This is a genomic window from Thermotoga profunda AZM34c06 (assembly GCF_000828675.1).
GTDB lineage: Bacteria > Thermotogota > Thermotogae > Thermotogales > DSM-5069 > Pseudothermotoga_B > Pseudothermotoga_B profunda.
On record NZ_AP014510.1, the window covers coordinates 517,002 to 532,188 of the forward strand.

The following is a 15,187-nucleotide window of genomic DNA, read 5'->3' on the forward strand; positions in this document are numbered from 1 at the left end:
GCATGAGTTGAAATGTTATAACATTACAATGTACTACTATATCGCGGGGAGGTGTTTTTGTGAAAAAGTTGTTATTGCTCTGTCTTGGTCTTGTTCTGATTTTTGGTACAGTAGTTTTTGGAGCTTACGAGATCGCATTTATCGTCAAAGCAACGGACTCTGATTTCTGGCAGTACACCATTGTGGGTGCAAAGAACGCCGAAAAAGATCTGCAAGGCTTGGTCAAGGTAACAGTTTATGGACCACCTTCTGAGGCCGATATCGACAAACAAGTTGCCATTGTAGAAGATGTTGTCAGAAAGAAACCAGATGCAATAGTGATTTCTTCCACAAGTTCACAGGCAACTGCTCCAGCTTTGAACAAAGCATATCAACAGGGAATTAAAGTAATTCTAATCGACAATTTTGTCTACGACACTGGTTACAACTCTTTCTTGGCAACGAATAACAAAGTCGGTGGAGGACTTGCAGCAGAAAAAGTTGTCGAACTTTTGAAAAAAGCAGGAAAACCATTGAAGGGAAAAGTAGGACTCATCAGTTCAATGGCTGGCGTTCAAGTTTTGATTGACAGAGACGATGGTTTTGTTGCTAAACTCAAAGAACTTGCTCCTGGTCTTGAAATTCTTCCAACGAGATATGTAGATAATGACATTGCAAAGGCAGCTGCTGCAACCGAAGATTTGATAACTGCTTATGGGAATGACTTGGTAGCTATATTTGCTGATAACAACCACACTGGTGATGGAGTTGCCAGAGTAATTGAGGAAAGAAAACTCCAGGATAAGATCATAGCCGTTGCATACGATTCAGATCCTCAGGAAGTAGAAGCACTCAGAAATGGTAGTCTCAAAGCTTTGATAGTACAAGATCCACACGGAATGGGTTATAAAGGTGTCATGTTTGCATTCATGGCTATTCACGGTGAACCATTACCACTCTATTTCGATACCGGAGTCTATGTGGTGACCAAGGAAAATATGGATAACCTCACATGGGCTCTTGATCCATTCAAGAGAAAGAGATATTGAGAAACACCGTGTCATATCAAGGGGGGTTAATCCCCCCTCTTTACTATATCAAGCAGAAAGGGAGAATGACCTTTGAAGCAGAATTTTGAGATAAGTAAGATCTTTGATAGTACTATACTCAGACCTGATGTTACTTGGAATGAAATAGCTGAATTTGTCGATAGATCGATTCAATACAAAGTCAGGGGTATAGCGGTTCCTTGGTATGGTTTAAGGTATGTTCTTCAAGAAACTGCCAACACTGAAATAAGGATTGTTGTTGGTATCGACTTTCCTTTTGGTTATAGTCCCGTAGAAATGAAATTGAAAGAAATAGATTATTATATGTCGTTAAGCAAAAAAATCACAGATTTCGATGTAGTTATAAACATATCAGCCGTCAAATCAGCAAATTGGAATTATGTAAAAGAAGAGATAAATACGATATCTCAGTATATCAAAGACAAAGATGATAATCGAATCTGTAAGATGATAATAGAGACATGTATGCTATCAGAAGTTGAAATCAAAAAGATTTGTGAAATAATTTTGGAATGCCCAGAGGTCGATTACATAAAAACAGGAACGGGTTTTGGACCAAGGAGTACAACATTGGATGATGTAAAAACAATTCGTTCAGTAGTTGACGATAAAAAGAAAATAAAAGTGTCTGGCGGTATTAGAACTTTGAAACAAGTTGAGGATTTTCTCAAAGCTGGTGTGAGTCTTTTCGGCAGTAGTTCCGCCACACAGATCATAGACGAATTTCATACAAAACAGAGGGGGAAGTGATTGATGCAAGAATTGCTTAGATTAGAAGATGTGAGTAAATCTTTCCCAGGAGTTCAGGCTTTGGATCGAGTTAATTTGACAGTCAATAACGGGGAAGTCAGGGGACTTGTTGGAGAAAACGGTGCGGGAAAATCTACTTTGATAAAAATAATCACAGGTGCGTATGAGAAAGATTCTGGAAGAATTTATTTGGCAGGGAAGGAGATAAAAAGAAATGATCCGATAATTTCAATAAAACTTGGTATCTTTGCTGTTTATCAAGATGTGATGACTGCGCCAGACATAAGTATAGCTGAGAATTTTTTCTTGGGTTCGCAACCAGGTCGCTTTGGGATTATAAATTGGAGCAAGATGAGAAGTGAAGCAAAAAAGTTTTTAGATGAAATTGGACTTGATGTCGATGTACGTTTAGATATTAAAAATCTGAGTTTGGCGCAAAAGGAAATGGTGACAATTGCGAAAGTCTTACTTCGTGATCCTAAGCTGGTCATTTTTGATGAACCAACAGCAGTTCTAACTGATAATGAAAAAAAGTTGCTCTTTGGATTGATAAAAAGGTTAAAGGATAAAGGAGTCGGTGTCATTTATATATCACACAATTTGGAAGAAGTCTTTGAGATCTGCGATACTGTCACAGTACTCAAAGATGGCAAATTGGTGGGTACTTACAAGGTTGAACAAATAGAAAAAGTGGAGAATCTCATTCCACTTATGGTCGGGAGAAAGATTGAAGATATGTACTTCAAGCAGAATGTTGAGAAAGGTCAAGAGCTGTTGAGAGTCGAAGGATTGACCGGCTTGAAGTTTAAAGATGTATCTTTCACTCTTCATTCTGGTGAGATATTAGGTTTCTATGGACTGGCTGGCGCTGGTAGAACAGAAGTGGCAAGGGCAATCTTTGGCGCTGATAAGATCCTCTCAGGTTCTGTTTTCATAAAAGGACAAAAGGCGAACATAAAAACTCCAAAGGATGCAATAAATTCTGGCATAGGATATCTTCCGGAGGATCGCCGATTACAGGGTATATTCCCCACACAAAGCGTTGAATTCAACATAAATGCTGTGAATTATCGTGATCTGCTTCGTAAATTTCTCCTTCTTGTAGACCACAGAAAAGCGAGAGAACTCTCCAAAGATCTTGTCAGTAAACTATCCATAAAGACTCCAAGTATTAACCATACTATATATCAACTCAGCGGTGGAAATCAGCAGAAAGTTGTATTAGCAAGATGGCTCAGCAGATTCGCGAACATTTTGATACTCGATGAGCCGACAAACGGTATAGATGTAGGGGCAAAGGCGGAGATTTATAGATTAATAGGTGAAGTCGTGAAGCAAGGTAAGAGTGTGATTTTTATTTCTTCATATCTTCCAGAATTAATAGGAATCTGTGACAGAGTTTTGGTGATTTCCAATGGAAAAGTTGCGGGGGAGTTATCTCGTGAAGAATTCTCTGAAGAGCGTTTATTAGCACTTGCGATGACATACACAGCGAAAAGGGAGGATGTTGCGTGAAGAACAAAACGAATGCAGGCAAAAGAACAGTTCTGGGTGAGAAAAATCTATTGATAGTTTTTGCAATATTGGTCGTATCGTTGATATTCACAACAAAGGGTACATTTTTATCGTTTGGAAACATCACGAACCTTCTCAGACAAACGTCGATAAACGGTGTGGTTGCATTGGCTATGCTTTTTGTAATAGTGACTGGTGGTATAGATCTGTCCGTTGGTGCCGTTGTTGGGCTCTCAGGGATGATTTTTGCAATGTTGACATCTTCGAGACTCAGCTATCAAATTTCTTCCACATCGGCGGTAATAATTGCATTGATGGTTTCTGTCATGATTGGTGTTGCAAATGGTGCAGCTATTTACGATTTAAAAGTTCCACCTTTTATAGCGACCCTCGGTGTTATGACTTTTGTGAGAGGATTGGTGATGTACATTTCCTCTGGAAGAATGATAACTGGTATACCAAGTGGTTTTGTGAATTTTTCATCTGAGACTATCTTAGATATTCCCAAACTTGTATGGCTGTGGTTGTTGACAGCACTCGTTGTTGCACTTGCGTTGAAGTACACGAGATTTGGGAGAAATTTATATGCACTTGGAAGTAACAGAGAAGCTGCTCGATTGTCAGGTATAAATATGAGACTCAATTACTATGGTGCATATGCAGTCTCTGGGCTGTTGAGTGGTTTAGCTGGAATCATGTTGGCATCGAGATTGGCTGCTGGTGTTCCTACGGCGGGCCAAGGTTATGAATTGGATGCCATTGCTTCGGTTGTCATAGGTGGTGCAAGTTTGAATGGAGGAATAGGGACTGCTTTGGGAGCTGTTATAGGAGCTCTTTTAATTCAAACGTTGAGAAATGGGGGAAATTTACTGGGTATAGATCCGTTCATTATGCAAATGGCAATAGGATTGATCATAGTGGTTGCGGTATTCTTTGATCAATACGTGAAAGCTGGTCGAAGGTGATCTGATGAAAATATATATAGATGGATGTAGTGAGGAAGCATTGTTATTTGCACAAAAAATAGGTATAGGTATCACAACGAATCCTTCAATTATTTTGAAAGAAAGTTTTAGTAAAGATCTCATGAATGTGATTCGACGTCTGACAAATTTGAATGTTTCAACAATTTTCTTTCAAGTAGAAAATTTGGATGAAGAAATATTAGAGCAGTTGGACCCAAAAAAGTTCGTCATCAAGATACCATGGGTTGTGGAAAAATATAACCTATGCACTCCTTTAAGAGAAAGAGGTTTCAAAGTCTGTGCAACGGCTGTTTATGAGATATCACAACTTGTCTTTGCACTGAATTTTGGTGTTGATTACGTAGCTTTCTACTATGATCGAGCAAAACGAAGAGGTATAGATCCAAACGAAAGAATAAGACAATTCAAACAAATCATTGAAAATTCTGAAGATACCAAACTCGTTGTTGCAAGTTTGAAGTCGACAGAACAAGTAATCGATGCCATCATATCTGGTGCAGATGAGGTAGCTATTCCATTTGATGTATTTAACAAGTTTGCCTTGGTTCCTGAATATGTTGAAGAAGATGTGAAGAGATTCTCAGAAGATTTCAAAAGGTTATTGCCAAAAGTTAATGGGAGGATACACAATGAATAAAGTGGCGATATTCGGCAGTTTTGTAGTAGATTTGACGGCTTTTTCGCCTCATATTCCTCAGGTTGGTGAGACGGTATTTGCGAATGTATTCAAATATGGACCTGGTGGGAAAGGATTCAACCAAGCTGTTGCTGCTAAGAAAGCTGGTGCTGATGTAGTATTCATGACTAAGATTGGATACGATATGTTTGCTTCTGTTGCTGAAAGGGCTTTCACGGATTTTGGGTTGGATAGATCATATTTACTCAGATCCAACAACCGTGGAACTGGTGTTGCGCTGATCACGGTTGATAAGAATGGAAAGAATGCCATAACAGTTGTTCCAGGTGCGTGTACTGACATTTCAGTTGAGGAAATCCATGCAAATGCGGCAATTTTCAAAGATTGTGATGTCTTTGTAGCACAGTTTGAGGCTAATTTGGATGCAACCTTGCAAGCCATGAAGATTGCAAAAACCGCAGGTGCAACCACGATTCTTAATCCAGCTCCCGTGAGAGACTTTGACGGGGAATTACTCAAATATGTGGATATCATAATCCCCAACGAGATTGAAGCCAGTCAATTGGCAGGAATGTCCTTGGATGGAACAGACAGTTTATTCAAGATAGCCTCAAAGCTTGAAATGCTGGTTGATACGGTGATTATAACTCTTGGTGAAAAAGGCGTTTTCTGTTCTAAGGTTAGCAAAGATATCATACCAGCTTTGAGTGTAAACACAATTGACTCGACAGGTGCAGGAGATGCCTTTGTTGGGATTTTTGCCTCGTATTATTCAAGAGGAGCTTCACTGGCTGAAGCGATAGATTATGCACGTATTGGAGCCGCTATTTCGACAACTCGGGTTGGCACTTCTCCTTCGATGCCGACAAAAGATGAGATAGAGCATTTTGGACATGCGCAAACGGTAAGATGAGGTGATGGCTGTGAGCTATGTTTTAGCATATGATCTTGGGACGACAGGAAATAAAGCAACTCTTTTCAGAAACGATGGCAAATTGGTGGCAAGTTCCTTTCATCCATATGAGACTTATTTTCCAAATGTAAATTGGGTAGAACAAGATCCGAATCAGTGGTGGCAATCTGTCAAAATAACCACGCATGAAATTCTCGATAAGGCAAAAATCGATAAGGATGAGATAAAAGCTATCAGCTTTAGTGGACAGATGATGGGTGTGGTGCCAATCGATAAAGATGGTAACCTTTTGAGAAGTGCAATAATATGGGCTGACCAAAGAAGTGTCGAACAAGCTTCGAGGCTAGAGAAAATCGGAAACGAGAAAATTTATTTGACCACAGGTTCAAGGATTACTCCCACCTATTTTGGTCCAAAGATCGCTTGGATCAAAGACAATCAACCAGAGATATACAAAAAGACTTTTAAGTTTCTTTTTCCGAAAGACTATATAATTTATAAACTCACCGGAGTTTTTGGAACAGATTTTTCTGATGCGTCTATGTCTGATGTTTTTGATATAAAAGAAAAAAGATGGTCCGAGGAACTCATACAGGTTTTGCAAATAGATATCGATAAATTCCCAGATGTTTCATCGTCTTTATCAATAGTTGGTAATATTCTCCCAAAGGTTGCCTCCGAAATAGGTCTTTCGCATAAAACGTTGGTCGTGCGTGGAGCAGGTGATGGACCAGCGGCTACAATAGGTGCAGGTGTTTTTGATTCGAACGAGGCCTATTTATACTTAGGTTCATCAAGTTGGATTAGTACCTGTTCTGACAAACCTTTTTTTGACCCACAGGCAAGGACGTTCAATTTTTGCTACCCTATACCAGATCTCTATTGTCCCACCGGTACTATGCAAGCAGGTGGAGGTTCCTATCAATGGGCCAAGAATACGTTTTGTGATCTTGAAAATAAAGTGGCCAGCGAGTTGAAATTAGATGTATATGCCATACTCGATGACTTGATCGACAAAACGACTCCAGGATCAAGTCCGTTGGTTTTTCTCCCTTATTTACTGGGTGAGAGAAGCCCTCGTTGGAATGTCAATGCAAGAGGTGCATTCATTGGACTTTCTATGACGCACACTAAACCAGAGTTGCTCAGAGCAGTTCTTGAGGGTGTGACTTTTAATCTGAAGATCATTCTCGATATTTTTGAAAAAATCGGGGGCTTTCACTTTAGTAAGATCAGACTCATAGGTGGTGGAGCAAAGGGAAGAAATTGGAGACAGATTATAGCAGATATATTTGAAAGACCGGTCAGTCTGCCAGAATATCTTGGGGAAGCTACTTCTGTCGGGGCGGCTATCTGTGGGTGTCTTGGGGCAGGTTTGATTGATATCAACGACGCAAGAAATTTCGTCAAAGATGTTCAAACAATAGAACCACGTTCCGATTTCAGTGAGAGGTACAACAAACTTTACGAAATTTTTGAAAGATCATACCAAGCATTGAAAGAGATTTTCGACTCACTTGCAAAAATCACTTAAATGTCATATCAGAAAGTAGGAGGGATTTATGTGAAGAAGAAAGGAATTCTGAACAGAGATTTGTCCAATCTCATAGCTTTTATGGGACATGGAGATTTCTTAGCGATTGTGGACTCTGGTTTTCCGGTGTGGAATGATTTTTGTATTGATTTGAGTATCGTATCAGGAAAACCCAAGATAGTTGAGGTTCTCGCACCAATAATCGAAGAACTTGAGATAGAAAAAGTTGTGTTGGCAGAAGAAATCAAGAGAATTTCTCCAAAATATCATGAGAAACTCTTAAAAATTCTTCCAAAAGGAATAGAGATCGAGTACGTTTCTCATGAAAAATTTAAAAATATGGTCAATGATGAAGCAAGAGGCGTTGTGAGAACAGGAGAGCAAACATCTTATTCAAGCATTATCTTAGTTGGGGGAGTAACTTATCATGGAGAGAGATAAAAAAGGAGGGATTTGATGAAATACAGATCCACAAGTAGGTTTCCGGTGAATGTTTCGGTAATAGGACTTGGATGTTGGGGTCTATCAGGGCCTTCGGTTTGGAGAGATTCCAACGATTCAGATTCCATCAAAATAGTTCATAAAGCTTTAGAGAGTGGTGTCAATTTCTTTGATGTTGCACCTGTATATGGTTTTGGTCATGCAGAAGAGATTTTGGGTAAGGCAATCAAAGGTTTTCCAAGGGATAAGATCGTCATTGCGACAAAATGTGGCTTGATATGGGACGATCAAAAAAGGATAACAAGATGCCTAAAACCAAGCAGCATTTTCAGAGAAATTGATGAGAGCCTGAAAAGGCTTAAAACCGACTACATTGATTTGTATCAACTCCATTGGCCTGATCCAAACACACCAATAGAAGAGACAATGGATGCACTAATAGAACTCAAAAAGATCGGAAAGATAAGATACATAGGTCTGTCGAATTTCTCTATTGACATTGCTCAGAAATTGTTAGATCACATCAGTAGCATGCAAGGACTCTATAATATGTTTGAGAGGAATGCTTTGAGTTACCACAACATAGCGCTTGAATATAGAACAGAAAAAGAAGTCTTGCCATTCTGTGAAAAAAACGGCTTGGCGTTTTTACCATACAGTCCTTTGATGCAAGGAATACTGACTGGCGATATCAACTACAATGAAAAATTCACAGATGTGAGGTCGGCAAATCCCAAGTTGGTCGGTGATAACCTGAGCAAATACATACAGGTTGTAGAAAAATTGAAAAAAATTGGAACAAAGATTGGCAAGCCAGTTAATGAGATTGCAATAAACTGGTTGGTAAAACATCAGGCGATAACTTCGATAATCGCTGGCGCTACCAAACCAGAGCAACTCCAAGAAAACCTCAAGGCACTTGATTGGGAAATGAGTGATGAATTGTTCGAAGAAATCGATAGAATCGTCTTAGAATCAGGTATTTTAGATTAAGGTTTTTGTGAATAGGAGGTAAAGACGTGATACCTTTTTCTTCGGATATGCTTCAAAGAGATAGTCCAATGCCTTTGTATTATCAGGTGGAGAAAATATTACATGCTTGGATAACCAAGGAACTCAAGCCTGGGAGCGTGATTCCGGGAGAAAAAGATCTCTGTGATGCCTTCCAAGTCAGTAGGAGTGTCATCAGACAAGCTCTCAGTGATCTGACAAATAAAGGTATTATAAAACGTTACAGGGGCATTGGAACTGTAGTTGTACAACCCAAAATCGATGAACGCCTCGTGTCGAAGCTCACCGGTTTTTATGCCGATATGGTTTCTCAAGGGATCAAACCAAAGACAAAGGTTCTACAAAAAGAAATCGTGAAGGCTGATGAGGTGCTGGCTCAGTATTTGTCAATTAAACCAAATGATCGTGTGATCAAAATACACAGGTTGAGATATATAGAAGAAGAACCGATATTGTTGGTAACGACATTTTTACCGTTTAGTCTTTTTCCAAAACTTCTTGATGAAGATCTTGAAGATCAATCTTTGTATGGTGTTTTGGAAAACAAGTATGGAATCAAACTTCTCTGGGGAGAGAGGACAATTGAGGCAATAAGCGCTGACAGTCAAGATGCAAAATTACTTGGGATATCCAAAGGAGATCCATTGTTGTTTTTGAGAAGTATTACATATGCAGAACAAGATATACCTGTTGAGTATTACGAGGCAAAACATAGGGCTGATAGGACACGTTTCATAGCGCGCCTTTTTAGAACACCAATCGATGAGCAAAGCATTGCTTCATCTTTTAATCACGATTTGAAACTCACCAAAGTTTTTGCAAAGAAATTTCAAACTTTTTCGTAGGGAGGGACTAACCAGTGAGATTCAAATGCATTGTGAATGGTGAATTATTGGAGTCGTCTTCTGGTAGATTCTTAGAAGTACGAAATCCCGCCAACGTTGATGAAGTAGTTGGAGAAGTTCCTGCGATGACCGCTGAGGAAGCTGAGAGAGCTGTTGAATCTTCTTTCTTGGCATTTAAGAGTTGGTCGGTTCTTTCTCCTGTTAAAAGAGCGGAGATTATAAAAAAAGGTGTCAAGATCGCCGAGGAAAAATCAGAGGAGATATCGCGCCTGTTAACTTTAGAGAACGGTAAAACGATTAAAGAATCACGTGAAGAAGTAAAAAGTTCCTTAGAGTCGATTAGATACTTTGCCGAAGGAGTGCTGAATATACTTGGTGAATCATACCCCGTTGACAAATCAGACAGACTAAGCATAACAATAAGGCAACCAGTTGGAGTTGTATCTGCTATCGTTCCATGGAATTATCCTTTATTGCTTTTATCATGGAAAATTGGTCCTGCATTAGCCACTGGCTGCACTGTAATTGCGAAACCATCTCATTGTACTCCTTTGTCTACGATAAAACTCGCTGAATGCTTCCTTGAAGCGGGCTTACCAAAAGGTGTCTTAAATGTCTTGACAGGGAAGACAAGTGAAATTGGAAGGGTACTCACAGAGCATCCTCTTGTGTCCAAGATAGCTTTTACTGGCAGTACGAGCGCTGGGAAGAATATAATGACCTCTGCTGCAGATACGGTGAAGAGGTTGACGCTTGAACTTGGTGGTAATTGTCCATTCATAGCTTTTGAAGATGCAGATCTAAACGCCGCAGTAAAAGGCGCAGTGAGAAGAGCCTTTAGAAATTGCGGACAAGTCTGTAATGCTATCAATCGTATATATGTTCACAAATCGATTTTCAGGGATTTTGTAGATTTGTTTGTACAAGAAACTAAGAAGATAAAGATTGGCAATGGTTTGAGAGAAGACGTAGAGATGGGTCCTCTCACTACAAAAGATGGTTTAGAAACAGTCAAAAAATACGTTGAAGAGGCTGTAGGAATGGGAGCAAAGGTTCTGTATGGCGGTAGGAAGCCATCGGGAATTGAGTTTGAAAAAGGATATTTTTATGAACCAACGGTTCTTGTAGATGTAGATCATTCAATGAAAGTTGTCAAAAATGAGGTGTTTGGTCCAACGGCACCCATAATGTCGTTTGAAACTTTTGAAGAGGCTATTCAAAAGGCAAATGATACCGAATATGGACTTGTTTCTTATGTCTATACCCAGGATCTTTCAAAGGCGTTAAAGGCTGCTAAATTGATTGAAAGTGGTACAGTTGGTATCAACAACGTATCTGGTGGTGAATTTGCTTATCCATACGGCGGTTGGAAACAAAGTGGCTTTGGTGTGGAAAACTCACACCATGTTTTCAATGAATATATGTATATCAAACATGTGAGAATCGATTATTAAGATACACAAAGCTATTGGGAATGGATAATTTAGTTTTTGGTTTGTCCTTAGAAAATCAATAACGCTCGAAAGAAGGGAATGTATAACGATGAAACCATTTAATGTTTTTTTTGATGTTTTAGAAGGTAAAATGAACCTACTCGGTAACAAAACAGTTAGAAGATACAATGATATTAAAGGTATTTTTTGCGAGATCGATCCAAAATTGGAGAAGGAGAATCCAGTGATATACGAGGTTTTTGAGGCGCCTATTACTGAAAAAGAAGGAGATCTCATGTTTCTAATAACAGTTCTATATCCTGGAAAAGTAAAAAACGAGTTCTTTATGACGAAGGGTCACTACCATGTGATAGAAAATACGGCCGAAATCTATCTTGGTTTAAGAGGTAATGGGCTTGTACTTTGCCAGACAAGAGAAGGAGATTTTGAACCAATTGAAATTTCTCCCAACAAGGTTGTTTATATACCTCCATATTGGGCTCATAGAACGGTCAACACTTCTTCTGAGCCACTGGTATTTTTTGGGGTTTATCCGGCACATGCTGGGCATGATTACAAAAGTGTTGAGTTGGAGGGTTTTAAAAAGAGAGTCTTTTTCGAAAATGGTGGGATTCATATCAAATGAGACTTGTTCACCCACACATTTTCACCCTGTTTTGGTCTCTGGGACATACCTTATTGCTTTTGTCTACAAAAAATTCTTTTTAGGTATTGATAGGTTCTTTATTCTTTTGGAAATGTGTGGTACAATTTTCATTGCTCTTGATTTTTCCAAAGGGTGTAGTAAAATACTTAGTGATACAAGCGGGTGTAGCTCAATGGTAGAGCATCGGCCTTCCAAGCCGAGGGCTGCGGGTTCGAATCCCGTCGCCCGCTCCAGCGCCCGTAGCTCAATAGGATAGAGCATCGGACTTCTAATCCGAGGGTTGTGGGTTCGATTCCCGCCGGGCGCACCAACGTGGTGACCATAGCTCAGCTGGTAGAGCGCCTGACTGTGGATCAGGCGGCCGCGGGTTCAAAGCCCGCTGGTCACCCCAGGATGCGCGCCTGTAGCTCAATGGATAGAGCGTCGGACTTCGGATCCGATGGTTGCGGGTTCAAGTCCTGCCAGGCGCGCCAATCCCCTGGTCAACGTAGCTGAGGAATTGAAATCGCTTTTCTAAAGGAGGTAGAAAAGATGGAAGTACTGAAGGTAGCCTCTAACTCTAATCCGAACAAGGTTGCAGGTGCTCTTGCAGGTATGATCAGAGAGAGTGGTAAGGCAGAACTTCAAGCAATTGGTGCTGGTGCTGTGAATCAAGCAGTCAAGGCGATTGCCATAGCCAGGGGTTATCTGGCACCGAGTGGAATTGATCTTGTCAGCATTCCTGCGTTTACAGACGTCGAAATCGACAAGGAGACAAGAACAGCTCTAAAGTTTATAGTCTTTCCAAGAAATTGATGACAGAAAAACAAAAGCCCCGCGAAAGCGGGGCTTTATTTTTATTTGTTCTTGTAGACAGAATCAACGATCTGTCTTACTCGATTTTGTAAATCTTCTAAATGATTCATCTTCAGAGCCATTTCATAGGTTCTTGTCATGGTTCCTATGACATCTAAAACTGAATAAAGTGTTTGAAGACCTTTTTTGACATCACTCAATTCTGGGTAACGTACCTCGAAAAGCTCTATGAATTCAACGATCAAAGGAATTGTTTCACGAAAAACTATGAGTACACTTTTCCAATCGTCTATTGACTTTTGGTCTTTCAGGGCTTTGTAAGATTTGTCAAATAGATCACCCATCAATAGCTTTCTCATTTCATAGAAATCTTGTCTTATCAGTTTCGATCTTTCATAATAATTCCAGTATCTTTCAGAATTTTTCTGAATTAATTCTTGTGAATCAAACAATAACTTTGTAATCTGTTCTTCCAGATCTATCGTGAAATTGTTGTAAATCAATTGGCCACTAACGAAGTCAGAGACATATTGAGTTATTTGTTCGGGACCCAATTGTTGTTTCACCCAATTTCCAACTCTGGAGTGAAAATAACTGATAATTTTTTCAGGATTGTTGAGTACTTCGAGTAATTTCTTTTCAACGGTACTCACAATATCGTTCACCAGCTCGTCTTTGACGTAATTGACAAATTTGTCTATAACTTCTTCAATGGTGAGATTTGCAGCGACACCACTCCAATTACCGGTAATTATGTCGATGAAGAGATTGGTAACCTTGAGAAAAATATGTCTTGCCGATTCGAGTTTTTCTACAACTTTACGTGCAGCTCTTATCATGTCTGTCATTTTCTGTACAATCTGTACGAAATCATCAATTGTACGGTTTTGTATTACATCAGCATACCCTGCACAGTTTATGATGGCGCCAAGCCCTACATTGAATCTTTTTATTGCTTCGATTTCAACAAGTGTCACACCGTCATTTTTGATTTCTCCAAGCCATTTTCGAGCATCAGAAGCAAATGTCTTCATTTTTACAGTTGAGATGTCAAGGTTTTCTAATTCTTCCAACAAACCGAGCATCCTGTAAATCTCTGTGTCTTTTCCAAGGGTGTATGCTATTATCTCACCAGGTTTTATGCCATCTTTAATGATTTCGACCCATCCGTTTGCCGTATAACCAAGTTGTTCATAGCGATATTCCACATTTCCATGTGTATATAGAATGTAATAGTACTTTCCTGGAATTACACTATCAAGTGAGACTATTCCGTTTTTATCGCTTATCTGATGCATTGCCCTTATGATGCTCATTCTGTCAAGATCGCCCATTACTTTGTAGAAATAGATCCATACGTTTCTTTCACCAAGCATTGAAAGGCCAGATTCATCTTTCAACGTGAACTTGACATTCCTTATCATGGTATAGGCTTTGGTGCCATCGGGATATTGCAGTGGATAGAATGTGAAATCAACAGATTCTCCTGTTTGAGCAAGAGATACTTTTACTTGAACTTTACTGACAAAATTGTATTTTCCCCAGTCACTTACCCACGCAAAATAATATTTCGAATCGATAATCGGGAGATTCTTAAGCTCTATTTCTTGCTGGTTGAATGGCCAGGAAAGTTTTTTCACTAATGGGTTTCTCTGTTCGAGTTTGTCGAAGTTGTTTTCTTTCACTTTGATATTAACCATTGGAGAATAGTCCTCGGAGAGCTCGGTCTTTGCCATTTGTTCTTCATCTGGTTGACAATAATAGAGTTGAATACCTGTTTCTCTTATTGCTATATCAACTGCGCTCATCGGGGTCACACAACCAGATGAAAAATACCAATTTGGTCCATAGACAGAATCTGTATAGACATCTGTGATTATGACTACGATCTTTCTTGCATCTTCGCGCCAATCAAGGTTCAGGGACCACAAGAAGACATCGTATCCCCATGCGAGGTTCCACCACTCACCCCCGGTACCGATTTCATCTACCGCAGCTCTTATTTCGTCGATCATGGCTGGGCCGAAAAATCTGGTTGGGTAAGAAGAAATAGTCCATTCTGGTGTATCTTCTGTTTCATACATACTTATGAAGATTCTAAAATCCGTACCGGTTTCAAGTAGCCTGTCCAGAAATTTGTGGAGTTGTTGCATGATGGAATCTACGTATTTTGACATTGAACCTGTTCCATCGATGAAAAAGACTATGTCCAGTTTGTCAGAGTTGATTGATTTTTCCCAAAAACCTTTTCCGCCAAACTTATAACTGGGATGGTCTTGAAAAGTTGCTATCTTTTCTTCGAGTAACTCATTGTTTTTTCCATATGCCTTTTCTGTTATCTTGAAATCTTCGAATTTGAGATCTCTAACAAAGCCACCTGCTTCATCTTTGACGCTTACAGAACACCATATGGCATTCCACAACTCACTTGGTGACCATATTTGGTTATCTCTGAGTTCAATCTGGTAGGCTAACAAGGTACCAAAGCACAAAACTAATAAGGTGATCAACACCTTTTTCATACAAACTCCCCCTTGGATGTGTGTAACTAATTATATACCTAAACTAAGAAAGCGGCTATAAACACGTCTTAGGGATTTGGGGTATCAGA

At 39.6% G+C, this 15,187-nt stretch carries 14 protein-coding genes and 4 tRNA genes; 17 read left to right on the forward strand and 1 reads right to left on the reverse strand.

Annotated elements, in window-relative coordinates; all coding sequences use genetic code 11:
- The first annotated feature begins 59 nt into the window (after window positions 1-59).
- The 17 genes from TSP02S_RS02435 (at window position 60) to TSP02S_RS02515 (ending at window position 12,576) form a co-directional block, all read left to right on the forward strand.
- Window positions 60-1,028: an ABC transporter substrate-binding protein gene (locus TSP02S_RS02435; RefSeq protein WP_041081613.1), complete on the forward strand. Its 969-nt coding sequence runs from the start codon at window positions 60-62 to the stop codon at window positions 1,026-1,028.
- A 72-nt stretch (window positions 1,029-1,100) separates the two neighbouring features.
- Window positions 1,101-1,799, forward strand: a complete 699-nt coding sequence (gene deoC / locus TSP02S_RS02440) for a deoxyribose-phosphate aldolase (protein ID WP_041081615.1) — start codon at window positions 1,101-1,103, stop codon at window positions 1,797-1,799.
- A 3-nt stretch (window positions 1,800-1,802) separates the two neighbouring features.
- Complete coding sequence (locus TSP02S_RS02445; protein WP_041084035.1) at window positions 1,803-3,314, forward strand: sugar ABC transporter ATP-binding protein; 1,512 nt, start codon at window positions 1,803-1,805, stop codon at window positions 3,312-3,314.
- A complete protein-coding gene (locus tag TSP02S_RS02450) occupies window positions 3,311-4,279 on the forward strand; it encodes an ABC transporter permease (protein WP_041081617.1) in 969 nt (322 codons plus the stop codon). Before TSP02S_RS02445 ends, TSP02S_RS02450 begins: the two co-directional genes overlap by 4 nt.
- Before the next feature lie 4 nt (window positions 4,280-4,283).
- Entirely contained in the window at window positions 4,284-4,937 is a 654-nt protein-coding gene (locus tag TSP02S_RS02455) for a transaldolase family protein (protein ID WP_041081618.1), read from the forward strand.
- Window positions 4,930-5,850 carry a ribokinase gene (locus TSP02S_RS02460; RefSeq protein ID WP_041081620.1) on the forward strand — a complete coding sequence of 307 codons (921 nt, stop codon included), beginning with the start codon at window positions 4,930-4,932 and terminating at the stop codon, window positions 5,848-5,850. Before TSP02S_RS02455 ends, TSP02S_RS02460 begins: the two co-directional genes overlap by 8 nt.
- A gap of 10 nt (window positions 5,851-5,860) precedes the next feature.
- Window positions 5,861-7,384, forward strand: coding sequence for a xylulokinase (gene xylB, locus TSP02S_RS02465; protein ID WP_041081622.1), 1,524 nt, complete (start codon window positions 5,861-5,863; stop codon window positions 7,382-7,384).
- Between the two features lie 30 nt (window positions 7,385-7,414).
- On the forward strand, window positions 7,415-7,825 hold the full coding sequence (gene rbsD, locus TSP02S_RS02470; RefSeq protein ID WP_041081624.1) for a D-ribose pyranase: 411 nt from the start codon (window positions 7,415-7,417) through the stop codon (window positions 7,823-7,825).
- A 15-nt stretch (window positions 7,826-7,840) separates the two neighbouring features.
- Window positions 7,841-8,818 (forward strand): aldo/keto reductase, encoded by a 978-nt coding sequence (locus tag TSP02S_RS02475; RefSeq protein WP_041081626.1) that lies wholly within the window; start codon window positions 7,841-7,843, stop codon window positions 8,816-8,818.
- 26 nt (window positions 8,819-8,844) lie between these two features.
- Complete coding sequence (locus tag TSP02S_RS02480; RefSeq protein WP_232503748.1) at window positions 8,845-9,681, forward strand: GntR family transcriptional regulator; 837 nt, start codon at window positions 8,845-8,847, stop codon at window positions 9,679-9,681.
- A 14-nt stretch (window positions 9,682-9,695) separates the two neighbouring features.
- Entirely contained in the window at window positions 9,696-11,135 is a 1,440-nt protein-coding gene (locus tag TSP02S_RS02485) for an aldehyde dehydrogenase family protein (RefSeq protein WP_041081628.1), read from the forward strand.
- 88 nt (window positions 11,136-11,223) lie between these two features.
- Window positions 11,224-11,760: a glucose-6-phosphate isomerase family protein gene (locus tag TSP02S_RS02490; protein ID WP_041081630.1), complete on the forward strand. Its 537-nt coding sequence runs from the start codon at window positions 11,224-11,226 to the stop codon at window positions 11,758-11,760.
- 179 nt (window positions 11,761-11,939) lie between these two features.
- Window positions 11,940-12,014, forward strand: a tRNA-Gly gene (locus TSP02S_RS02495).
- Window positions 12,015-12,091 (forward strand) — tRNA-Arg (locus tag TSP02S_RS02500). It abuts the tRNA gene before it with no gap.
- Window positions 12,092-12,096: 5 nt separating this feature from the next.
- Window positions 12,097-12,172: transfer RNA gene (locus TSP02S_RS02505), tRNA-His, on the forward strand.
- Between the two features lie 6 nt (window positions 12,173-12,178).
- Window positions 12,179-12,254: transfer RNA gene (locus TSP02S_RS02510), tRNA-Arg, on the forward strand.
- Between the two features lie 58 nt (window positions 12,255-12,312).
- Window positions 12,313-12,576: a stage V sporulation protein S gene (locus TSP02S_RS02515; RefSeq protein ID WP_041081631.1), complete on the forward strand. Its 264-nt coding sequence runs from the start codon at window positions 12,313-12,315 to the stop codon at window positions 12,574-12,576.
- Between the two features lie 41 nt (window positions 12,577-12,617).
- Here TSP02S_RS02515 and TSP02S_RS02520 read toward each other — a convergent pair whose 3' ends face one another.
- Window positions 12,618-15,098: a vWA domain-containing protein gene (locus TSP02S_RS02520; RefSeq protein WP_041081632.1), complete on the reverse strand. Its 2,481-nt coding sequence runs from the start codon at window positions 15,096-15,098 to the stop codon at window positions 12,618-12,620.
- Window positions 15,099-15,187 lie beyond the last annotated feature (89 nt).

Excerpts from the sequence above, each read along its gene's own strand:
- TSP02S_RS02445 (WP_041084035.1), top strand. The coding sequence starts at position 1,803 with ATGCAAGAATTGCTTAGATTAGAAGATGTGAGTAAATCTTTCCCAGGA.
- TSP02S_RS02455 (WP_041081618.1), top strand. The coding sequence starts at position 4,284 with ATGAAAATATATATAGATGGATGTAGTGAGGAAGCATTGTTATTTGCA.
- TSP02S_RS02460 (WP_041081620.1), top strand. The coding sequence starts at position 4,930 with ATGAATAAAGTGGCGATATTCGGCAGTTTTGTAGTAGATTTGACGGCT.
- TSP02S_RS02475 (WP_041081626.1), top strand. The coding sequence starts at position 7,841 with ATGAAATACAGATCCACAAGTAGGTTTCCGGTGAATGTTTCGGTAATA.
- TSP02S_RS02490 (WP_041081630.1), top strand. The coding sequence starts at position 11,224 with ATGAAACCATTTAATGTTTTTTTTGATGTTTTAGAAGGTAAAATGAAC.
- TSP02S_RS02515 (WP_041081631.1), top strand. The coding sequence starts at position 12,313 with ATGGAAGTACTGAAGGTAGCCTCTAACTCTAATCCGAACAAGGTTGCA.
- TSP02S_RS02520 (WP_041081632.1), bottom strand. The coding sequence starts at position 15,098 with ATGAAAAAGGTGTTGATCACCTTATTAGTTTTGTGCTTTGGTACCTTG.